Below are 16302 nucleotides of genomic sequence, written 5' to 3' on the forward strand. Positions count from 1 at the left end.
ACTTCCTCGTTAATCTCCTTTCAGGCAGCTCGAATACTGGTTCGCCAATTGGCTGAGGAACTGCGAGTAGCTCGCTTTGCTCAACTGAATATGGGTTCCAAGCGGGTCCAGGGTTCCCATGCGCACGGAAGTTCCCCTGGCCACGGCTTCAACGACCGCTGGCCTGAACTGTGGCTCAGCAAAAACGCATGTTGCTTTTTGCTCAACCAACTGTGTTCTGATTTCATGTAAACGCTGCGCACCAGGTTGAATTTCCGGGTTGACGGTAAAGTGACCCAGCGGGGTCAGACCGTAGTGTTTTTCGTAGTAGCCGTAGGCATCATGAAAAACGAAATACCCTTTGCCTTTCAACGGTGCGAGCTCGTTACCAACCTGCTTATCGGTTGCGGCTAATTGTGCCTCAAAATCCTTCAGGTTGGCGTCTAGTTTGGCTCGACTTTGCGGCATAAGTTCCACTAATTTGTCATGGATTGCAACCGCTGAGAGCCGCGCTATCTCTGGAGAAAGCCAAAGATGCATGTTGTACTCACCGTGATGGTGATGGTCGTCACCTTTTTCGCCATGAGCATGGTTGTGGTCACTTTCGTGCTCGTCGTCATCAGTACCTTTCATGAGCAGCGGTTTCACACCCGCCAGCTCAGCAATAGTGACCCGCTTTTGCGACGGAACCTGCCCGGCTGATTTCTGCATGAACGCTTCCATCTCAGGACCAATCCAAACCACTAAGTCCGCGTTCTGTAAGCGTTTTGCGTCCGAAGGGCGCAACGAATAGTCATGTTCTGATGCACCGTCAGGGAGTAAAACCTGCGTTTCAGTGACTCCATCAGCAATGGCGGAGGCGATGAATCCCAGCGGCTTAAGCGAAGCGACAACAGCGGCGTTAACATCTTGTGCTGCTGAACCCCAAAGGGCAGCGGATAATGCTGCGAAAAGAAGCGTATTTTTATGTAACATAATGCAACTTATGATCGTAATGAATGCGTGGAATGTGATATTATAACATTCGTTGACTTCTGCAAGCTTAAATTGACATGACAACTTTAGTTTCTCTTGAAAACATTTCGGTCTCTTTTGGTCAGCGCCGCGTCCTTTCTGACGTGTCGCTGGATCTTAAACCCGGCAAAATCTTAACGTTGCTTGGCCCTAACGGCGCGGGCAAATCGACGCTGGTACGCGTGGTTCTCGGCCTGGTAGCACCGGATTCTGGTGTCATCAAGCGCGACGAGAAGCTGAGAATTGGTTATGTCCCTCAGAAATTGCATCTGGACGCCACTTTGCCGCTCACGGTCAGTCGTTTTCTCCGGCTGCGGCCCAATACCCGTAAAGACGATATTCTGCCCGCGCTTAAACGCGTTCAGGCAGGACACCTGCTTGAAGCTCCCCTGCAGAAACTCTCCGGCGGTGAGACCCAGCGCGTTCTGCTGGCTCGTGCGCTGCTAAGTCAGCCGCAGCTGTTAGTGCTCGATGAGCCGACCCAGGGAGTGGATGTGAATGGCCAGGTCGCTCTTTATGACTTAATCGATCAGCTGCGTCGTGAGCTGGATTGCGCGGTATTGATGGTGTCGCATGACCTGCATCTGGTGATGGCGAAAACCGATGAAGTACTGTGCCTGAATCATCATATTTGCTGTTCTGGTACCCCTGAAGTGGTGTCGATGCATCCGGAATTTATCTCGATGTTTGGCTCCCGGGGAGCGGAACAGCTGGGCATTTATCGCCATAACCATAATCATCGCCATGATTTACAGGGACGGATTGTTCTGCGCCGGGGAAATGGACACTCATGATTGAACTGTTATTACCCGGCTGGCTGGCCGGTATTATGCTCGCCTGCGCGGCGGGCCCGCTCGGCTCTTTCGTCGTCTGGCGCCGGATGTCCTATTTTGGCGATACGCTGGCGCATGCTTCTCTGCTGGGCGTAGCGTTTGGTTTATTGCTCGATGTGAATCCGTTTTACGCTGTCATAGTGGTGACGTTACTGCTTGCCGCCGGTCTGGTTTGGCTGGAAAAACGCCCTCACCTCGCCGTGGATACCTTACTGGGTATCATGGCGCACAGCGCGCTCTCGCTCGGTCTGGTGGTGGTCAGCCTGATGTCCAATATTCGCGTCGACCTGATGGCTTATCTGTTTGGCGATTTGCTGGCAGTCACCCCGGAAGACCTCATCTCTATCGCCATCGGCGTTGTGCTTGTGGTGGGTATTTTGCTGTGGCAGTGGCGTAATCTGCTGGCGATGACCGTCAGTGCAGATTTGGCTTTTGTTGATGGCGTGAAGCTTCAACGGGTGAAATTGCTGCTGATGCTGGTGACTGCGTTAACCATTGGCGTTGCAATGAAGTTTGTCGGTGCCTTGATCATCACTTCACTGCTGATAATCCCGGCAGCGACCGCACGTCGTTTCGCCCGTACACCGGAGCAAATGGCAGCTATTGCCGTAGTCATCGGCATGATTGCCGTCACCGGGGGATTAACCTTCTCGGCGTTTTATGACACGCCAGCGGGTCCGTCAGTGGTCCTTAGCGCGGCGCTGATGTTTATCTTCAGCATGATGAAAAAAACAGCCCAGTAGTTTTATAAGTACCGCGTTGATAACATTAACGCGGTACTTTTATATTTTTGGCGTATTCAGTAGGGGTAAAGCGCCTGCAGCTTTATCATTTCAGGAGATGTCATAGCAATCCACATGCAATACTCCCCCACGCGGCGTACATCGAGAGTCTCCTTTTCAATCTCACTGTATTCTCCATTCCTGTAGCCGAATTTAGAAAATACAGTACTCCCCGGCGTCGCATGAATATGTAAGGTCAGAGTGTCAATGTTGCCCTTATTATTGCTCTCCATGTCCAGAATACGCTCGCGACAGTTTTGCAGATAATCCCCCCAGCGTTCATTAGCGGCGATCTCCGCGGCATACATAGACAGTACGCTCCTGTACCAGCCAGGCCACTTACCCCAGCCATTTCGATCCTCACCAAAATATTCAATGAGCTTTTTCGCCCAGTGCATTTGCCTCTGTAAGAATCGCACCATCATCTCTGAGCTTAATAATATTGAGCTACCGCACCCGAAACGATGGTGGTGAGCGACATTATGTCGCTGGCAAAAATCCAGCATTTTTTCTCTGAAGTCACTCATGAAATGATAATTACCGCGGCCATGAACCGGATAAAGAGGTTCAAAATTAACCAAGTGATGCGTCAAAAAAACGTCTGCATCTGTGCGCAGTATCCATTGGTAGCGCTGAAATATCTCATCAATGTGAGGTCCACTCAGGCAGGCGATCGAATTGATAAAGTGATAACCATGGAAGAGCGGATCCGTTTGGGAATGGGGTAAGCAAGGAATAAGAACAATTCCGGGTTCATCAGGGAAGATATTTTTAAGGTCGGGATGATGGACGATAATTAAATCCGAGGTCTGCCAACATCCGCTGTAAATCCAGCTCTTATACAACCAGCCAAATTCTTCGATCATATTTGGCGTGTTATCGACGTAAGTTGCAATCCCCAGTTTCTTAACCATATCCCTCTCCCTGTCCCTTTTGCGCTGCCAGTGAAGCAGCGATTATTGCTGCCAAAATAATGGCGAGTATAAAGGGAAGCCGCTGGGGCTACCGGCTCAAGGTGTAAGAGGGAGATAGAATAAGATAATGGGCCATGCAAAAATCCTAAAAACACGGTCCATTACCTGTGAGGTCATTATGATGATCCAGGCATATCCGGTGGGGTAATACCGAAGTGATTCCACGCGCGTACAGTCGCCATACGGCCGCGCGGGGTACGCTGTAAGAAACCTTGTTGTATCAAGAACGGTTCCAGTACATCCTCAATAGTTTCGCGCTCCTCACCAATCGCTGCGGCCAGGTTATCCAGACCGACAGGTCCGCCAAAGAATTTATCCAGAATCGCGAGCAGCAGCTTGCGGTCCATATAATCAAATCCTTCAGCATCGACGTTCAGCATATCCAGCGCCTGCGAGGCGATATCCAGCGAAATGGTCCCGTCGTGCTTCACTTCAGCAAAATCACGCACGCGACGCAGCAGACGGTTAGCAATACGCGGCGTACCGCGTGAACGCTTAGCCACTTCGTAAGCGCCCTCTTCGCTCAACTCCAGTCCCATAAAACGCGCGCTACGGCCTACGATGTACTGCAGATCCGCAACCTGATAAAACTCCAGGCGCTGCACAATGCCAAAACGGTCGCGCAGCGGAGACGTTAATGAGCCCGCTCTCGTCGTCGCGCCAATCAGCGTGAAAGGGGGAAGATCAATTTTTATGGATCGCGCAGCCGGACCTTCACCGATCATAATATCCAGCTGGTAGTCTTCCATCGCCGGATAGAGCACCTCTTCCACTACCGGTGACAGGCGATGGATCTCATCAATAAACAGCACGTCGTGCGGCTCAAGGTTGGTCAACATCGCCGCCAAATCTCCGGCTTTCTCCAGCACCGGGCCTGATGTGGTGCGCAGATTGACGCCCATTTCATTGGCCACGATATTGGCAAGCGTGGTTTTACCCAGTCCCGGCGGGCCAAAAATCAGCAGATGATCGAGCGCATCTCCGCGCAGTTTTGCTGCCTGGATAAAGATTTCCATTTGCGAGCGAACCTGCGGCTGACCAATGTACTCCTCCAGAAGCTTCGGGCGAATCGCACGGTCCACCACATCTTCTGGTACCGTGCTGGCGGCCGATATCAGGCGGTCTGCTTCAATCATCTTTTACCTCACAATGCGGCACGGAGCGCTTCACGAATCAGGGTTTCACTGCTGGCATCCGGTTTGGCGATTTTGCTCACCATCCGGCTGGCTTCCTGAGGCTTATAGCCCAGCGACACCAGCGCAGCAACCGCTTCTTGTTCTGCATCATCCGTATTCGGCCCGCTCGGCGAGGTCAACACCAGATCGGCGGCTGGAGTGAACAGATCGCCATGCAGCCCTTTAAAGCGGTCTTTCATTTCGACGATTAAACGCTCGGCAGTTTTTTTGCCAATGCCCGGTAATTTGATTAACGCAGCGGGATCTTCACGCTCTACCGCATTGACAAACTGCGGGGCGGACATCCCAGACAGAATGGCCAGCGCCAGTTTTGGCCCCACCCCGTTGGTTTTGATCAGCTCGCGGAACAGCATCCGTTCCTGCTTATTATTAAAGCCGTACAAAAGCTGCGCATCTTCACGCACCACGAACTGGGTGAAGACAATTGCCTCTTTGCCTGCATCAGGAAGTTCATAGAAACAGGTCATCGGCATATGGACTTCATATCCCACGCCTCCCGCTTCGAGCAAGACTAACGGGGGTTGTTTTTCAATGATGATGCCTCTGAGTCTGCCAATCACATGATGCTCCTGCGTGAGATAAAAAATTAACTTGCGCCATAATAAAAAAAGGCTGGATAAACATCCAGCCTGATTTGTCATTATCGTAATCTGCCCCGCGCCAGATTGAGCCGTGATTCGCTCATTTGCATGGCGTTTTGGCTCACATGGCAATGGGTTATCGCAATCGCCAGCGCATCGGCGGCATCCGCCTGGGGATTGGCAGTGAGTTTCAGTAAGGTTCGCACCATGTGCTGTACCTGACTTTTCTCGGCGCTCCCCGTTCCCACCACCGTTTGTTTCACCTGACGCGCCGCGTATTCAAACACCGGCAAATCCTGGTTCACCGCCGCAACAATCGCCACGCCGCGCGCCTGGCCCAGTTTCAGCGCTGAATCGGCATTTTTTGCCATAAACACCTGCTCGATGGCAAAAAAGTCGGGCTGAAACTGGGTGATGATTTCCGACACGCCCGCGTAAATCAACTTGAGGCGCGACGGTAAATCATCCACTTTGGTGCGAATACAACCACTTCCAAGATAGGTCAACTGCCGACCCACCTGACGGATAACGCCGTAACCGGTAATACGTGAGCCTGGGTCAATACCGAGAATGATCGACATCACGCGTCTCCGGTCAGAGCTTCAAACACACTCATTAGAGCGTCGCTGCGACCTCATCAGAGATCTCACCGTTGTGATAAACTTCCTGCACGTCGTCGCAATCTTCGAGCATGTCGATAAGACGCAGCAGTTTCGGTGCCGTTTCAGCATCCATATCGGCTTTGGTCGATGGGATCATCGACACTTCAGCGTTGTCCGCTTTCAGACCTGCCGCTTCAAGCGCATCACGCACAGCGCCCATCTCTTCCCACGCGGTGTAGACGTCAATCGCACCGTCGTCGAAGGTCACAACGTCTTCAGCACCCGCTTCCAGAGCGGCTTCCATGATCGCGTCTTCATCACCCGCTTCAAAAGAGATCACCCCTTTCTTGCTGAACAGGTATGCAACGGAACCGTCGGTTCCCAGGTTGCCACCGGTTTTAGTGAAGGCGTGACGCACTTCAGCCACGGTACGGTTGCGGTTGTCGGACAGACACTCAACCATGACCGCCGTACCGCCAGGGCCGTAACCTTCATAAATGATGGTTTCCATGTTCGCGTCGTCATCGCCGCCCACGCCACGCGCGATGGCACGGTTCAGGGTGTCACGCGTCATGTTGTTTGACAGTGCTTTATCAATCGCCGCGCGCAGACGTGGGTTAGAACCCGCGTCGCCGCCACCCAGACGGGCTGCAGTTACCAGCTCGCGAATGATTTTGGTGAAAATTTTACCGCGTTTGGCATCCTGTGCCGCTTTACGGTGTTTGGTGTTGGCCCACTTACTATGACCTGCCATAAAAATATCTCCAATAAACCGTCAATTTAGACGGCATGAATTACAAATTCTTCAATCGCCTGCCGGTTGCTCCACGACTTGGTTAACGCTGCGGCATCAGCCGCATTAACCCAGCGGTAGGTCAAATGTTCGGTGAACACGATCTCCCGTTCGTGGGGAAGCGCAAGACAGAACCAGGATTCCGTATTGCGTTCGATTCCCGGAGCGTAGCGATGACGTAAATGGCTAAAAATTTCAAACTCCACCGTGCGCTGACAGTCCTTCAGGGTCAGTTGCTCCTGAGCAACATTAATGGTGACCTCTTCATTTACTTCACGCATGGCAGCTTGCGGCGCCGTCTCCCCCTCTTCCAGACTGCCGGTAACCGACTGCCAAAAATCAGGGTCGTCGCGCCGCTGCAACATCAGCACCCGCTTTGTGTCCTGCGCGTAAATCACCACTAAGACCGAAACGGGACGCTTATATGCCATATCAGTTTTTCTCTTCCTTCTTCACCACTTCGATACCCAGCTCAGACAGAGAGGCCGGGTTAGCAAAGCTTGGCGCTTCGGTCATCAGACACGCAGCTGCGGTGGTTTTCGGGAAGGCAATCACATCACGGATGTTATCGGTGCCGGTCAGCAGCATGGTCAGGCGATCCAGACCAAACGCCAGGCCCGCGTGCGGTGGCGTACCGTATTTCAGGGCGTCGAGCAGGAAGCCAAACTTCTCACGCTGCTCCTGTGCGTTGATGCCCAGAATGCCAAATACCGTCTGCTGCATCTCGCCGCTGTGAATACGTACAGAACCGCCGCCCACTTCATAGCCGTTAATGACCATATCGTAAGCGTTCGCAATCGCGGTTTCCGGCGCGGCTTTCAACTCTTCCGCCGTCATATCTTTCGGCGAAGTGAACGGATGGTGCATCGCCGTCAGGCCGCCTTCCCCGTCGTCTTCAAACATCGGGAAGTCGATAACCCACAGCGGCGCCCATTTGGCTTCGTCAGTCAGGCTCAGGTCTTTACCCAGTTTGAGACGCAGCGCACCCAGCGCATCGGCAACCACTTTTTTGTTGTCCGCGCCGAAGAAGATCATGTCACCATCCAGTGCGCCGGTGCGCTCAAGGATGGCTTCCACGATCTCTGCGTTCAGGAATTTCGCAACAGGACTGGTGATCCCTTCGATGCCTTTCGCACGCTCGGTGACTTTAATATAAGCCAGACCTTTCGCGCCGTAGATTTTGACGAAATTGCCGTAGTCATCAATCTGTTTACGGCTCAGCTGCGCGCCACCTGGAACACGCAGGGCAGCCACACGGCCTTTTGCATCGTTCGCCGGGCCGGAGAAGACCGCGAACTCAACCGCTTTCAGCAGGTCAGCCACATCCACCAGCTCCATCGGGTTGCGCAGGTCGGGTTTATCAGACCCATAACGACGCTCGGCTTCTGCGAAGGTCATGATCGGGAAATCGCCCAGATCCACGCCTTTCACGTCCTGCCACAAACCACGCACCAGCGCTTCCATAATCTCGCGCACCTGTGGGGCGGTCATAAAGGAGGTTTCGACATCGATCTGGGTGAATTCAGGCTGACGGTCAGCGCGCAGGTCTTCATCGCGGAAGCATTTTACAATCTGATAGTAGCGATCAAAACCGGACATCATCAGCAGCTGTTTGAAGAGCTGAGGAGACTGCGGTAGCGCATAGAATTTGCCTTTATGAACGCGCGAAGGGACCAGATAATCGCGCGCGCCTTCTGGCGTGGCTTTGGTCAGCATCGGGGTTTCGATATCGAGGAAACCGTGATCGTCCATAAAGCGGCGCACCAGGCTGGTGATTTTAGCGCGGGTTTTCAGGCGCTGAGCCATTTCCGGGCGACGCAGGTCGAGATAGCGGTACTTCAGACGCGCTTCTTCAGTATTGACGTGGTTGGAGTCAAGCGGCAGCGATTCTGAACGGTTAATGATAGTCAGGTCAGAGGCCAGAACTTCGATCGCGCCGGTCGCCATATCGGCGTTGATGTTTTTTTCGTCACGCGCACGCACGGTGCCGGTAACCTGGATGCAGAATTCATTACGCAGTTCGGAGGCCAGTTTTAATGCGTCCGCACGATCCGGATCGAAGAACACCTGAACGATACCTTCGCGGTCACGCAAATCAATGAAGATAAGGCTACCAAGATCACGACGACGGTTGACCCAACCACACAGGGTCACCTGCTGTCCAACGTGGGACTGACGCAACTGCCCGCAATATTCTGTACGCATGAGATATCCCTTAATTTAGCCGCAGGCTAAATGTCGCCTGATTTTCAGGCTACTATGTCGCAGCTTTCTGTATGTCACAACTGGATGAAAAAAGGCGGCTATTATACTGGAAATTCCGCCGTACGATAAGAGAGAAGCTTGCCAGACGCGCGATTGCTGCGCTGTTATTGCTCATTCTCACAAAAATTAACAAAATTATCCGATATTCAACAGCCTTTCTCGTCGTAAGGTGTAGCCATCGCTTTTCCTTTGACCGGAGTCATGATGTTAACACTCGATACCACAAAAACAGCGCTCGTCGTCATTGATTTACAGGAAGGGATCCTGCCCTTCGCTGGCGGCCCCCACACCGCCGAAGACGTTGTCAGCCGCAGCGCGCGTCTGGCCGAAAAATGCCGTGCGAGTGGTTCGCCCGTTATCATGGTACGCGTTGGCTGGTCTGCGGATTATGCCGAGGCGTTAAAACAGCCCGTTGACGCAAAGACCCCTGCCGCAGCGCTGCCGGAAAACTGGTGGACGTATCCCGTCGCGCTTGGCAAACAAGACAGCGATATTGAAGTGACCAAACGCCAGTGGGGTGCATTCTACGGTACCGACCTTGAATTACAGCTACGCCGTCGCGGGATCGACACCATCATCCTGTGCGGCATTTCCACCAATATCGGCGTCGAGTCGACGGCGCGCAATGCCTGGGAGCTGGGCTTTAATCTTATTATTGCCGAAGACGCCTGCAGCGCGGCCTCTGCCGATCAGCATCAAGGGAGTATGACGCATATCTTCCCGCGCATTGGTCGCGTGCGCACAACCGAAGAGATCCTCAACGCCCTATGATCTACGTGGGCCTTCCCCAATGGTCGCACCCAAAATGGGTGCGCCTTGGCATTACCAGTCTTGAAGAGTATGCCCGACACTTTAATTGCGTTGAGGGTAATACCACGCTGTACGCGCTGCCCAGAGCCGAAATCGTCGCGCGCTGGCGCGATCAGACCACCGATGATTTTCGCTTCTGTTTTAAGTTTCCGGCGACCATTTCGCATCAGGCTGCGCTGCGCCACTGTGACGATTTGACCGAGGAATTTTTGAGCCGCATGTCGCCGCTCGCCAGCCGTATCGGCCAGTATTGGCTGCAATTGCCTGCCACCTTTGGTCCGGGCGATTTGCCTGCACTTTGGCATTTTCTCGACGCCCTTCCCCGTGAATTTACATACGGTGTGGAAGTTCGGCATCCATCGTTTTTCGCTAAAGGCGAAGAAGAAAAAGCGCTGAATCGCGGCCTGAATGAGCGCGGCGTCAACCGGGTGATCCTCGACAGCCGTCCGGTGCACAGCGCCATTCCTCATAACGAAGCGATTATTGAGGCTCAACGTAAAAAACCCAAAGTGCCAGTGCATGCGGTTGTGACGGCAGGTCATCCGATGGTGCGGTTTATCGGCAGCGACGCCATGCAGCAAAACCGCGAGTTTTTTGCCATCTGGCTGCACACTCTGGCGAAATGGGAAAAGACCACCACACCTTACCTTTTCCTGCATACGCCCGATATCGCTCAGGCACCTCAACTGGTCGATGCTCTCTGGCAGGCCTTGCAGACTGCGGCTCCGTCGGTTGGACCCGCCCCCGCTATTCCACAACAATCTTCTCTTTTCTGAACGCAACCCCTATCATAGAAGTGCCATCTGCCAAAAACAGGGAGTTTGTATGGTCAGCGCGCTGTATGCCGTATTAGGTGCATTACTGCTGATTAAGTTTTCGTTTGATGTTGTGCGCCTGAGAATGCAGTACCGCGTCTCTTATGGTGACGGCGGATTTTCGGAGTTACAAAGTGCAATCCGTATTCACGGCAATGCGGTGGAATATATTCCCGTTGCGCTGATTCTGTTGCTGTTAATGGAAATGGATGGTGCGGAAACCTGGATGGTTCACGTCTGCGGGCTGTTACTGATCGCCGGACGTTTAATGCATTATTACGGCTTTCACCACCGCTTATTCCGCTGGCGTCGTTCCGGTATGAGCGCAACCTGGTGTTCGCTTTTGCTGATGGTGCTGGCTAACCTTTGGTATATGCCGTGGGAGTTGGTTTTCTCTTTCCATTAGCGCACAATACGCCACTTTATTTTTCCCGGATTTTTACGTTATGTCTGATCGCGACACGCTTTTTTCTGCGCCTATCGCCAGTCTGGGCGACTGGACCTTTGATGAACGGGTAGCTGAAGTCTTCCCGGATATGATCCAGCGCTCTGTTCCAGGTTATTCCAATATTATCTCGATGATCGGCATGCTGGCTGAACGTTTCGTTCAGCCAGGCACGCAGGTCTATGACCTGGGTTGTTCGCTGGGCGCCGCGACGCTGTCCGTTCGCCGTAATGTGCATCACGAAGGCTGCAGGATCATTGCCGTCGATAATTCCCCGGCCATGGTAGAACGCTGCCGCCGTCATTTAGATGCCTATAAAGCGCCTACCCCTGTTGACGTCATTGAAGGCGATATCCGTGACATTAAGATTGAAAATGCCTCAATGGTCGTGCTGAATTTTACCCTGCAGTTCCTGGTGCCTGAAGATCGCCAGTTGTTGCTGGACAAAATTTATCAGGGGCTTAACCCCGGTGGCGCCCTGGTCCTCTCGGAAAAATTCAGCTTCGAAGACGCAAACGTCGGTGAACTGCTGTTTAACATGCACCACGACTTTAAACGTGCCAACGGGTACAGCGAGCTGGAGATCAGTCAAAAGCGCAGTATGCTGGAAAACGTCATGCTGACGGACTCCGTCGAAGCGCACAAAGCGCGTCTGCGGAAAGCCGGTTTTGAGCATAGCGAGCTGTGGTTCCAGTGCTTTAATTTTGGTTCGCTGGTGGCGCTCAAAGGCGGTAAGGCATGATCGATTTCAGCAATTTTTATCAGCTTATCGCTAAGAACCCTCTCTCTCACTGGCTGGAAACCCTGCCTGCGCAAGTTGCCGCCTGGCAGCGCGACTCGCTGCACGGTCAGTTTAAGCAGTGGAGTAATGCGGTCGAATTTTTGCCAGAGATGACGCCCTACAGGCTGGATTTGCTGCACAGCGTGACGGCGGAAAGCGAAGAGCCGCTAAGCCCGGGACAATTGCTACGCCTTGAGAAACTGATGCGCAACCTGATGCCGTGGCGTAAAGGCCCGTTTTCACTGTACGGCCTGAATATTAATACCGAATGGCGTTCCGACTGGAAATGGGACCGCGTGTTACCCCATCTGTCCGATTTAACGGGCCGCACGATTCTGGATGTGGGTTGTGGCAGCGGTTATCATCTCTGGCGCATGATTGGCGCGGGCGCGCACCTGGCGGTCGGTATCGATCCGATGCAGCTTTTCCTGTGCCAGTTTGAAGCGGTACGTAAATTACTGGGTAACGACCAGCGTGCGCATGTTTTACCGCTTGGCATTGAGCAACTGCCTGCGCTGAACGCGTTTGATACCGTGTTCTCGATGGGTGTGCTCTATCATCGCCGTTCACCGCTTGAGCATCTGTGGCAGTTAAAAGATCAGTTAGTCAGTGGCGGCGAGCTGGTGCTTGAAACGCTGGTGATCGAAGGCGATGAAAATGCCGTACTGGTGCCGGGCGATCGTTATGCCCAAATGCGAAATGTCTATTTTATTCCTTCTGCGCTGGCGCTGAAAAACTGGCTGGCGAAGTGTGGTTTTGTGGATATTCGCATCGTGGATGCGTCCGTCACCTCTACCGACGAGCAGCGTCGCACCGAATGGCTGACGACGGAATCGCTGGCCGAATTCCTCGACCCGAATGACCAGACCAAAACTATCGAAGGTTATCCGGCGCCGATGCGTGCAGTGCTGATCGCGACGAAGCCGTAGATTTTCACCCCCTCACCCTAACCCTCTCCCCATAGGGGAGAGGGGATTGCGCAGTGCGGTCTTTTCACCCTCGCCCCTTTGGGGAGAGGCAATTGCACGGTGCGGTCTTTTCACCCTCGCCCATTTGGGGAGAGGGGATTGCGCGGTGCGGTCATTTCACCCTCGCCCCTTTTGGGAGCGGGGATTGCACGGTGCGGTCTTTCCACCCTCGCCCCTTTGGGGAGCGGGGATTGCGCGGTGCGGTCATTTCACCCTCGCCCCTTTTGGGAGCGGGGATTGCACGGTGCGGTCATCTCACCCTCGCCCCTTTGGGGAGAGGCAATTGCGCAGTGCGGTCTTTTCACCCTCGCCCCTTTGGGGAGAGGCAATTGCGCAGTGCGGTCTTTTCACCCTCGCCCCTTTGGGGAGCGGGGATTGCGCGGTGCGGTCTTTTCACCCTCGCCCCTTTGGGGAGAGGGCCGGGGTGAGGGGGATAAAAAAAGGTTCATCGCGCCTTACCGGGGAACGCTGCTTTTATCTTCATAAAAAAGTAGTCGTTATCCCGGTATCCGTATGCCATTCGTTTTATCACTTTGATCTTGTTGTTCATTCCCTCAAGTACGCTGGTATTCAGACGATGCGTGGCACTCGCGATTATGCCGCTCACGTAACCCTTCAGCTTATCAGCGAACTGCTGCAACGCCCTGATGCCACTTTCCTGTGCCTGCCTGTACCACTCATTCCAGCGACGCTTCACAACGTCTTTATCCGGGGCATACCACAGCTCTTTCAGGGCTGTTTTCATCACATACACCGTATTTAACGGCTGGTTCGCCGCCAGCAACTCTGCCAGTTTCACATCATGCCCGGCCGGCAGGTTCTCTGGATTACGCAACAGCAACCAGCGGCCGCGTTTGATAACCTTCCGCGCCTTGCTGTTGTCACGCAACTGATTCGCCTGATCGACCCTCACTCTGTCGATGACTTCCCGGCCGAACTTCGCCACAACATGGAACAGGTCATACACCACTTCCGCCTGCGGGCACTGCGCTCTCACTTCCAGGTCCAGCGCCGTATTCATATCCATCGCGACAGATTCGATGGCGGCACATCCTTCCGGGCCCAGCCAGGTGAAGAACGGACGGAAGGCTACCCGGCTGCGCCCTTCACCGACCCACAGCACCCGTTGTGTATCTGCATCCACCACAACCGTGGCATAGCGATGCCCTTTGAACAGCGCGAACTCATCCATTATCAGGCGGCGCAGCGTGTGCCGTTCAGGCTCCCGGAGTTCCCGCCGCAGGCGTCGGCAGTCGATATTTTTAATGGTGTGCCAGTGCAGACCGGTCAACTGTGCCACATGCTTAACCGGCAATAACCGGGTAAGAGATTCCACCCAGGTCGCTAACGAGGACGTGTAACGTTGCCGTTCAGGCACCCATGAGATGCGCTCGGTGACAATCCCGCAGCGGGAACAGCGCAGACGGCGAACGGGAAGCTGAAGTGTGACGCGCCAGTGAAGTAAATCGCGCTCACGAACCCGTCGCACAGAGACATCATGGACAGCACAGTCTCTACAGCCACATCGACGGCAGGACGGCGCAAAACCGGGGTCAGGCCGGAGCGTAATAAGCAGAGCATCCGGTGCAGGATGAGTGAAGGAATCAACAGTGAAACCTTCCCAGAAGAGGGAAGAAAGATTAGCATTCATGGCAGACGGCGGTTGAGTGGCTGGTTAGTGTTTTGGCGAATACAAAACTAACCACTTTTACCGCCGTTTTCTATTGGTTCACGCTTAACCGCGATGAACCAAAAAAAAGGCCCCTGTTGAAATTGCAGGGGCCTGGTACAAATAGCATCATATTGGGCGACATGATGCGCGGTAAAATCGTTGCTACACGTGAAAACGATCAATCATTGATTTCATCACCGCAACCGACTCTCCATCTACGCTGTAGCGGGAATATTCATCCGCTTCGGCATCTGTCGACATTGACAACCCTGTATTGCGATATCGCATGGGCGAAGGCGTCCACTTGCCTGCTGAGCTGTGAAGCTCCTCTACCCCTGCTTCTAAAAACGACTCCAGATTACTGGCACGGACACCCGCACCCGCCATAATGATTGGAACACCAGAATGCGCTTTTAGTTCCGTAATTAATTTCAGTCCTTTTTCCGCAGACGATTGTTGACCGGATGTCAGGATGCGCGCCACACCTAGTTCAGCCAGATTTTCAAAGGCTTGCAGCGGCTCTTTGCACATATCGAAGGCACGATGAAATGTCACCGCCATGCCCTTTGCAGCGGTCATAATCCGACGCATTCGTGGCATATCAATATGACCGTCTTCATTTAACAGACCAATCACCAGCCCCGGGAATCCCAGTTCACGAACCTGGGCAACGTCTTCCAGCATGGCGTCAAACTCACCGGCGGAGTAGCAAAAATCTCCGCCGCGTGGCCGGATAATCGGGTGAACCGGGATCGTCACGTTCTGACGAACCGACTTCAGCACGCCATATGACGGCGTAAGCCCCCCTTCCTTCGGTGCCGCGCACAATTCAACGCGATCGGCCCCGTACTGTTGCGCAGTCACAGCACACTCCATGCTGTAACAACAAATCTCCAGCAGCGCCACATCATTCTCCTTAATTTTTACGGTATCAAAGCATCATGCCACGCCATAAAACGACGGACAGCGCGTAAGTTCACAAACTTTTACTGGCTAGCCCTCACTGGCAACAATTTGCTCAATAGACCAGGGATGAAACTTTACCGTCACCGTGCCGTCAGTGACCGCGAGGGTCGGATTGGGCAGACGTTCACGCTCTCCTTTTGGAGAGCTGGTTTTCACGACGACACCCGGCTGGCTGAGTCCCTCGTCTGCCAGCAGCGCCAGCGCGCGTGCGTTCAGCGTTTCTGGCTCGCCGGGCAGCACGATTTCGATATGTTCCCAGCCTTCAATCGGGTAGCGTTTGTCACCCGGCCACGGCAGTTCGACAACGCTGAATCGCCAGTGCGCAACACACACCGGTTCATGCAGTTTGAACAGGCAAATTGGACGACCATTGATCAAGGTTTCTGACAGCAGTTCACCGCACTGTTCAAACCCGCGACGCCAGCGCTCGGCCGTGATGTTCTGGTGACAGCGCAACGAAATGTGATCGGCGTCGAGAGGCGTGATATCCAGCCCCAGACGAGTGGCAAGTTCTGTGAACGCCTGGGTGAATCGGGGTAAATCTGCGGAAATATCATGCAGTTCAGCAATGGATTGCCAGTTCGCCATTTGAAATTCTCTTATCTGGTCGCAAAGCCGCTAATTTACTCTGTTGGCTGCTGGCAACCAACTGCAGATTGAGGGATTTTACGCCTGCATGCTTATGCACTATTTCATCGCCTGTTTTCTGAACACGCTTACGGTTGTGCAATGCTGACGCCAGGTGGCATTTGCAGTATACTCCCGCCCTAAATTCTCAAACTGGCGCGGGTTGCAGCTGACCCGCTTCATAAAAGTAAGGTATCCA

At 53.6% G+C, this 16302-nt stretch carries 18 protein-coding genes; 7 read left to right on the forward strand and 11 right to left on the reverse strand.

The window, feature by feature from the left end; translation table 11 throughout:
• Positions 1 to 9: 9 nt before the first annotated feature.
• On the reverse strand, positions 10 to 954 hold the full coding sequence (znuA, locus tag SOM82_RS12175; protein ID WP_320461043.1) for a zinc ABC transporter substrate-binding protein ZnuA: 945 nt from the start codon (positions 952 to 954) through the stop codon (positions 10 to 12).
• A gap of 77 nt (positions 955 to 1031) precedes the next feature.
• On the opposite strand from znuA, the gene znuC reads away from it, so the two are divergent.
• Positions 1032 to 1787 (forward strand): zinc ABC transporter ATP-binding protein ZnuC, encoded by a 756-nt coding sequence (gene znuC, locus SOM82_RS12180; protein WP_320461042.1) that lies wholly within the window; start codon positions 1032 to 1034, stop codon positions 1785 to 1787.
• Positions 1784 to 2569, forward strand: a complete 786-nt coding sequence (gene znuB / locus SOM82_RS12185) for a zinc ABC transporter permease subunit ZnuB (protein WP_154125777.1) — start codon at positions 1784 to 1786, stop codon at positions 2567 to 2569. Before znuC ends, znuB begins: the two co-directional genes overlap by 4 nt.
• Positions 2570 to 2625: 56 nt before the next feature.
• On the opposite strand, the gene SOM82_RS12190 is transcribed toward znuB, so the two are convergent.
• The 7 genes from SOM82_RS12190 to aspS form a co-directional block, all read right to left on the reverse strand.
• Entirely contained in the window at positions 2626 to 3522 is an 897-nt protein-coding gene (locus SOM82_RS12190) for a DUF7164 domain-containing protein (protein ID WP_320461041.1), read from the reverse strand.
• Positions 3523 to 3698: 176 nt separating this feature from the next.
• A complete protein-coding gene (ruvB, locus tag SOM82_RS12195; RefSeq protein ID WP_154125779.1) occupies positions 3699 to 4718 on the reverse strand; it encodes a Holliday junction branch migration DNA helicase RuvB in 1020 nt (339 codons plus the stop codon).
• 8 nt (positions 4719 to 4726) lie between these two features.
• Positions 4727 to 5338, reverse strand: a complete 612-nt coding sequence (gene ruvA / locus SOM82_RS12200) for a Holliday junction branch migration protein RuvA (RefSeq protein WP_320461040.1) — start codon at positions 5336 to 5338, stop codon at positions 4727 to 4729.
• Between the two features lie 80 nt (positions 5339 to 5418).
• The gene (gene ruvC, locus SOM82_RS12205; protein WP_154125781.1) at positions 5419 to 5940 is read right to left on the reverse strand and encodes a crossover junction endodeoxyribonuclease RuvC; all 522 of its coding nucleotides are present in this window, start codon (positions 5938 to 5940) and stop codon (positions 5419 to 5421) included.
• Positions 5941 to 5974: 34 nt separating this feature from the next.
• On the reverse strand, positions 5975 to 6715 hold the full coding sequence (locus tag SOM82_RS12210; RefSeq protein ID WP_100779777.1) for a YebC/PmpR family DNA-binding transcriptional regulator: 741 nt from the start codon (positions 6713 to 6715) through the stop codon (positions 5975 to 5977).
• 26 nt (positions 6716 to 6741) lie between these two features.
• Positions 6742 to 7185, reverse strand: coding sequence for a dihydroneopterin triphosphate diphosphatase (nudB, locus tag SOM82_RS12215; RefSeq protein WP_154125782.1), 444 nt, complete (start codon positions 7183 to 7185; stop codon positions 6742 to 6744).
• Between the two features lies 1 nt (position 7186).
• Positions 7187 to 8959, reverse strand: a complete 1773-nt coding sequence (gene aspS / locus SOM82_RS12220) for an aspartate--tRNA ligase (RefSeq protein WP_320461039.1) — start codon at positions 8957 to 8959, stop codon at positions 7187 to 7189.
• A gap of 264 nt (positions 8960 to 9223) precedes the next feature.
• On the opposite strand from aspS, the gene SOM82_RS12225 reads away from it, so the two are divergent.
• Genes SOM82_RS12225 through cmoB form a run of 5 tightly spaced genes read left to right on the forward strand, consistent with a single transcriptional unit; the run spans position 9224 to position 12799 of the window.
• On the forward strand, positions 9224 to 9790 hold the full coding sequence (locus tag SOM82_RS12225) for a hydrolase (RefSeq protein ID WP_154125784.1): 567 nt from the start codon (positions 9224 to 9226) through the stop codon (positions 9788 to 9790).
• Entirely contained in the window at positions 9787 to 10605 is an 819-nt protein-coding gene (locus SOM82_RS12230; protein WP_320461038.1) for a DUF72 domain-containing protein, read from the forward strand. Before SOM82_RS12225 ends, SOM82_RS12230 begins: the two co-directional genes overlap by 4 nt.
• Before the next feature lie 49 nt (positions 10606 to 10654).
• Positions 10655 to 11050, forward strand: coding sequence for an MAPEG family protein (locus SOM82_RS12235; protein WP_095282395.1), 396 nt, complete (start codon positions 10655 to 10657; stop codon positions 11048 to 11050).
• A gap of 40 nt (positions 11051 to 11090) precedes the next feature.
• Positions 11091 to 11831, forward strand: coding sequence for a carboxy-S-adenosyl-L-methionine synthase CmoA (cmoA, locus tag SOM82_RS12240; protein WP_154125786.1), 741 nt, complete (start codon positions 11091 to 11093; stop codon positions 11829 to 11831).
• Positions 11828 to 12799, forward strand: coding sequence for a tRNA 5-methoxyuridine(34)/uridine 5-oxyacetic acid(34) synthase CmoB (cmoB, locus tag SOM82_RS12245; protein WP_320461037.1), 972 nt, complete (start codon positions 11828 to 11830; stop codon positions 12797 to 12799). Before cmoA ends, cmoB begins: the two co-directional genes overlap by 4 nt.
• Before the next feature lie 484 nt (positions 12800 to 13283).
• Here the strand turns inward: cmoB and SOM82_RS12250 are convergent, their stop codons facing one another.
• From SOM82_RS12250 to SOM82_RS12260, 3 genes are all read right to left on the reverse strand, one after another.
• Positions 13284 to 14489, reverse strand: coding sequence for an ISL3 family transposase (locus tag SOM82_RS12250; protein WP_501083524.1), 1206 nt, complete (start codon positions 14487 to 14489; stop codon positions 13284 to 13286).
• A gap of 183 nt (positions 14490 to 14672) precedes the next feature.
• Positions 14673 to 15416 carry a copper homeostasis protein CutC gene (gene cutC, locus SOM82_RS12255; protein WP_320461605.1) on the reverse strand — a complete coding sequence of 248 codons (744 nt, stop codon included), beginning with the start codon at positions 15414 to 15416 and terminating at the stop codon, positions 14673 to 14675.
• An 87-nt stretch (positions 15417 to 15503) separates the two neighbouring features.
• Positions 15504 to 16064, reverse strand: a complete 561-nt coding sequence (locus SOM82_RS12260; protein WP_320461606.1) for a VOC family protein — start codon at positions 16062 to 16064, stop codon at positions 15504 to 15506.
• Between the last annotated feature and the right edge of the window lie 238 nt (positions 16065 to 16302).

This window comes from Lelliottia sp. CFBP8978, from assembly GCF_034046055.2.
In the GTDB taxonomy this organism is placed as follows: Bacteria; Pseudomonadota; Gammaproteobacteria; order Enterobacterales; family Enterobacteriaceae; genus Enterobacter.

Excerpts from the sequence above, each read along its gene's own strand:
- znuA (WP_320461043.1), bottom strand. The coding sequence starts at position 954 with ATGTTACATAAAAATACGCTTCTTTTCGCAGCATTATCCGCTGCCCTT.
- znuC (WP_320461042.1), top strand. The coding sequence starts at position 1,032 with ATGACAACTTTAGTTTCTCTTGAAAACATTTCGGTCTCTTTTGGTCAG.
- znuB (WP_154125777.1), top strand. The coding sequence starts at position 1,784 with ATGATTGAACTGTTATTACCCGGCTGGCTGGCCGGTATTATGCTCGCC.
- SOM82_RS12190 (WP_320461041.1), bottom strand. The coding sequence starts at position 3,522 with ATGGTTAAGAAACTGGGGATTGCAACTTACGTCGATAACACGCCAAAT.
- ruvB (WP_154125779.1), bottom strand. The coding sequence starts at position 4,718 with ATGATTGAAGCAGACCGCCTGATATCGGCCGCCAGCACGGTACCAGAA.
- ruvC (WP_154125781.1), bottom strand. The coding sequence starts at position 5,940 with ATGTCGATCATTCTCGGTATTGACCCAGGCTCACGTATTACCGGTTAC.
- SOM82_RS12210 (WP_100779777.1), bottom strand. The coding sequence starts at position 6,715 with ATGGCAGGTCATAGTAAGTGGGCCAACACCAAACACCGTAAAGCGGCA.
- nudB (WP_154125782.1), bottom strand. The coding sequence starts at position 7,185 with ATGGCATATAAGCGTCCCGTTTCGGTCTTAGTGGTGATTTACGCGCAG.
- aspS (WP_320461039.1), bottom strand. The coding sequence starts at position 8,959 with ATGCGTACAGAATATTGCGGGCAGTTGCGTCAGTCCCACGTTGGACAG.
- SOM82_RS12225 (WP_154125784.1), top strand. The coding sequence starts at position 9,224 with ATGTTAACACTCGATACCACAAAAACAGCGCTCGTCGTCATTGATTTA.
- SOM82_RS12230 (WP_320461038.1), top strand. The coding sequence starts at position 9,787 with ATGATCTACGTGGGCCTTCCCCAATGGTCGCACCCAAAATGGGTGCGC.
- SOM82_RS12235 (WP_095282395.1), top strand. The coding sequence starts at position 10,655 with ATGGTCAGCGCGCTGTATGCCGTATTAGGTGCATTACTGCTGATTAAG.
- cmoA (WP_154125786.1), top strand. The coding sequence starts at position 11,091 with ATGTCTGATCGCGACACGCTTTTTTCTGCGCCTATCGCCAGTCTGGGC.
- cmoB (WP_320461037.1), top strand. The coding sequence starts at position 11,828 with ATGATCGATTTCAGCAATTTTTATCAGCTTATCGCTAAGAACCCTCTC.
- SOM82_RS12250 (WP_501083524.1), bottom strand. The coding sequence starts at position 14,489 with ATGAATGCTAATCTTTCTTCCCTCTTCTGGGAAGGTTTCACTGTTGAT.
- SOM82_RS12260 (WP_320461606.1), bottom strand. The coding sequence starts at position 16,064 with ATGGCGAACTGGCAATCCATTGCTGAACTGCATGATATTTCCGCAGAT.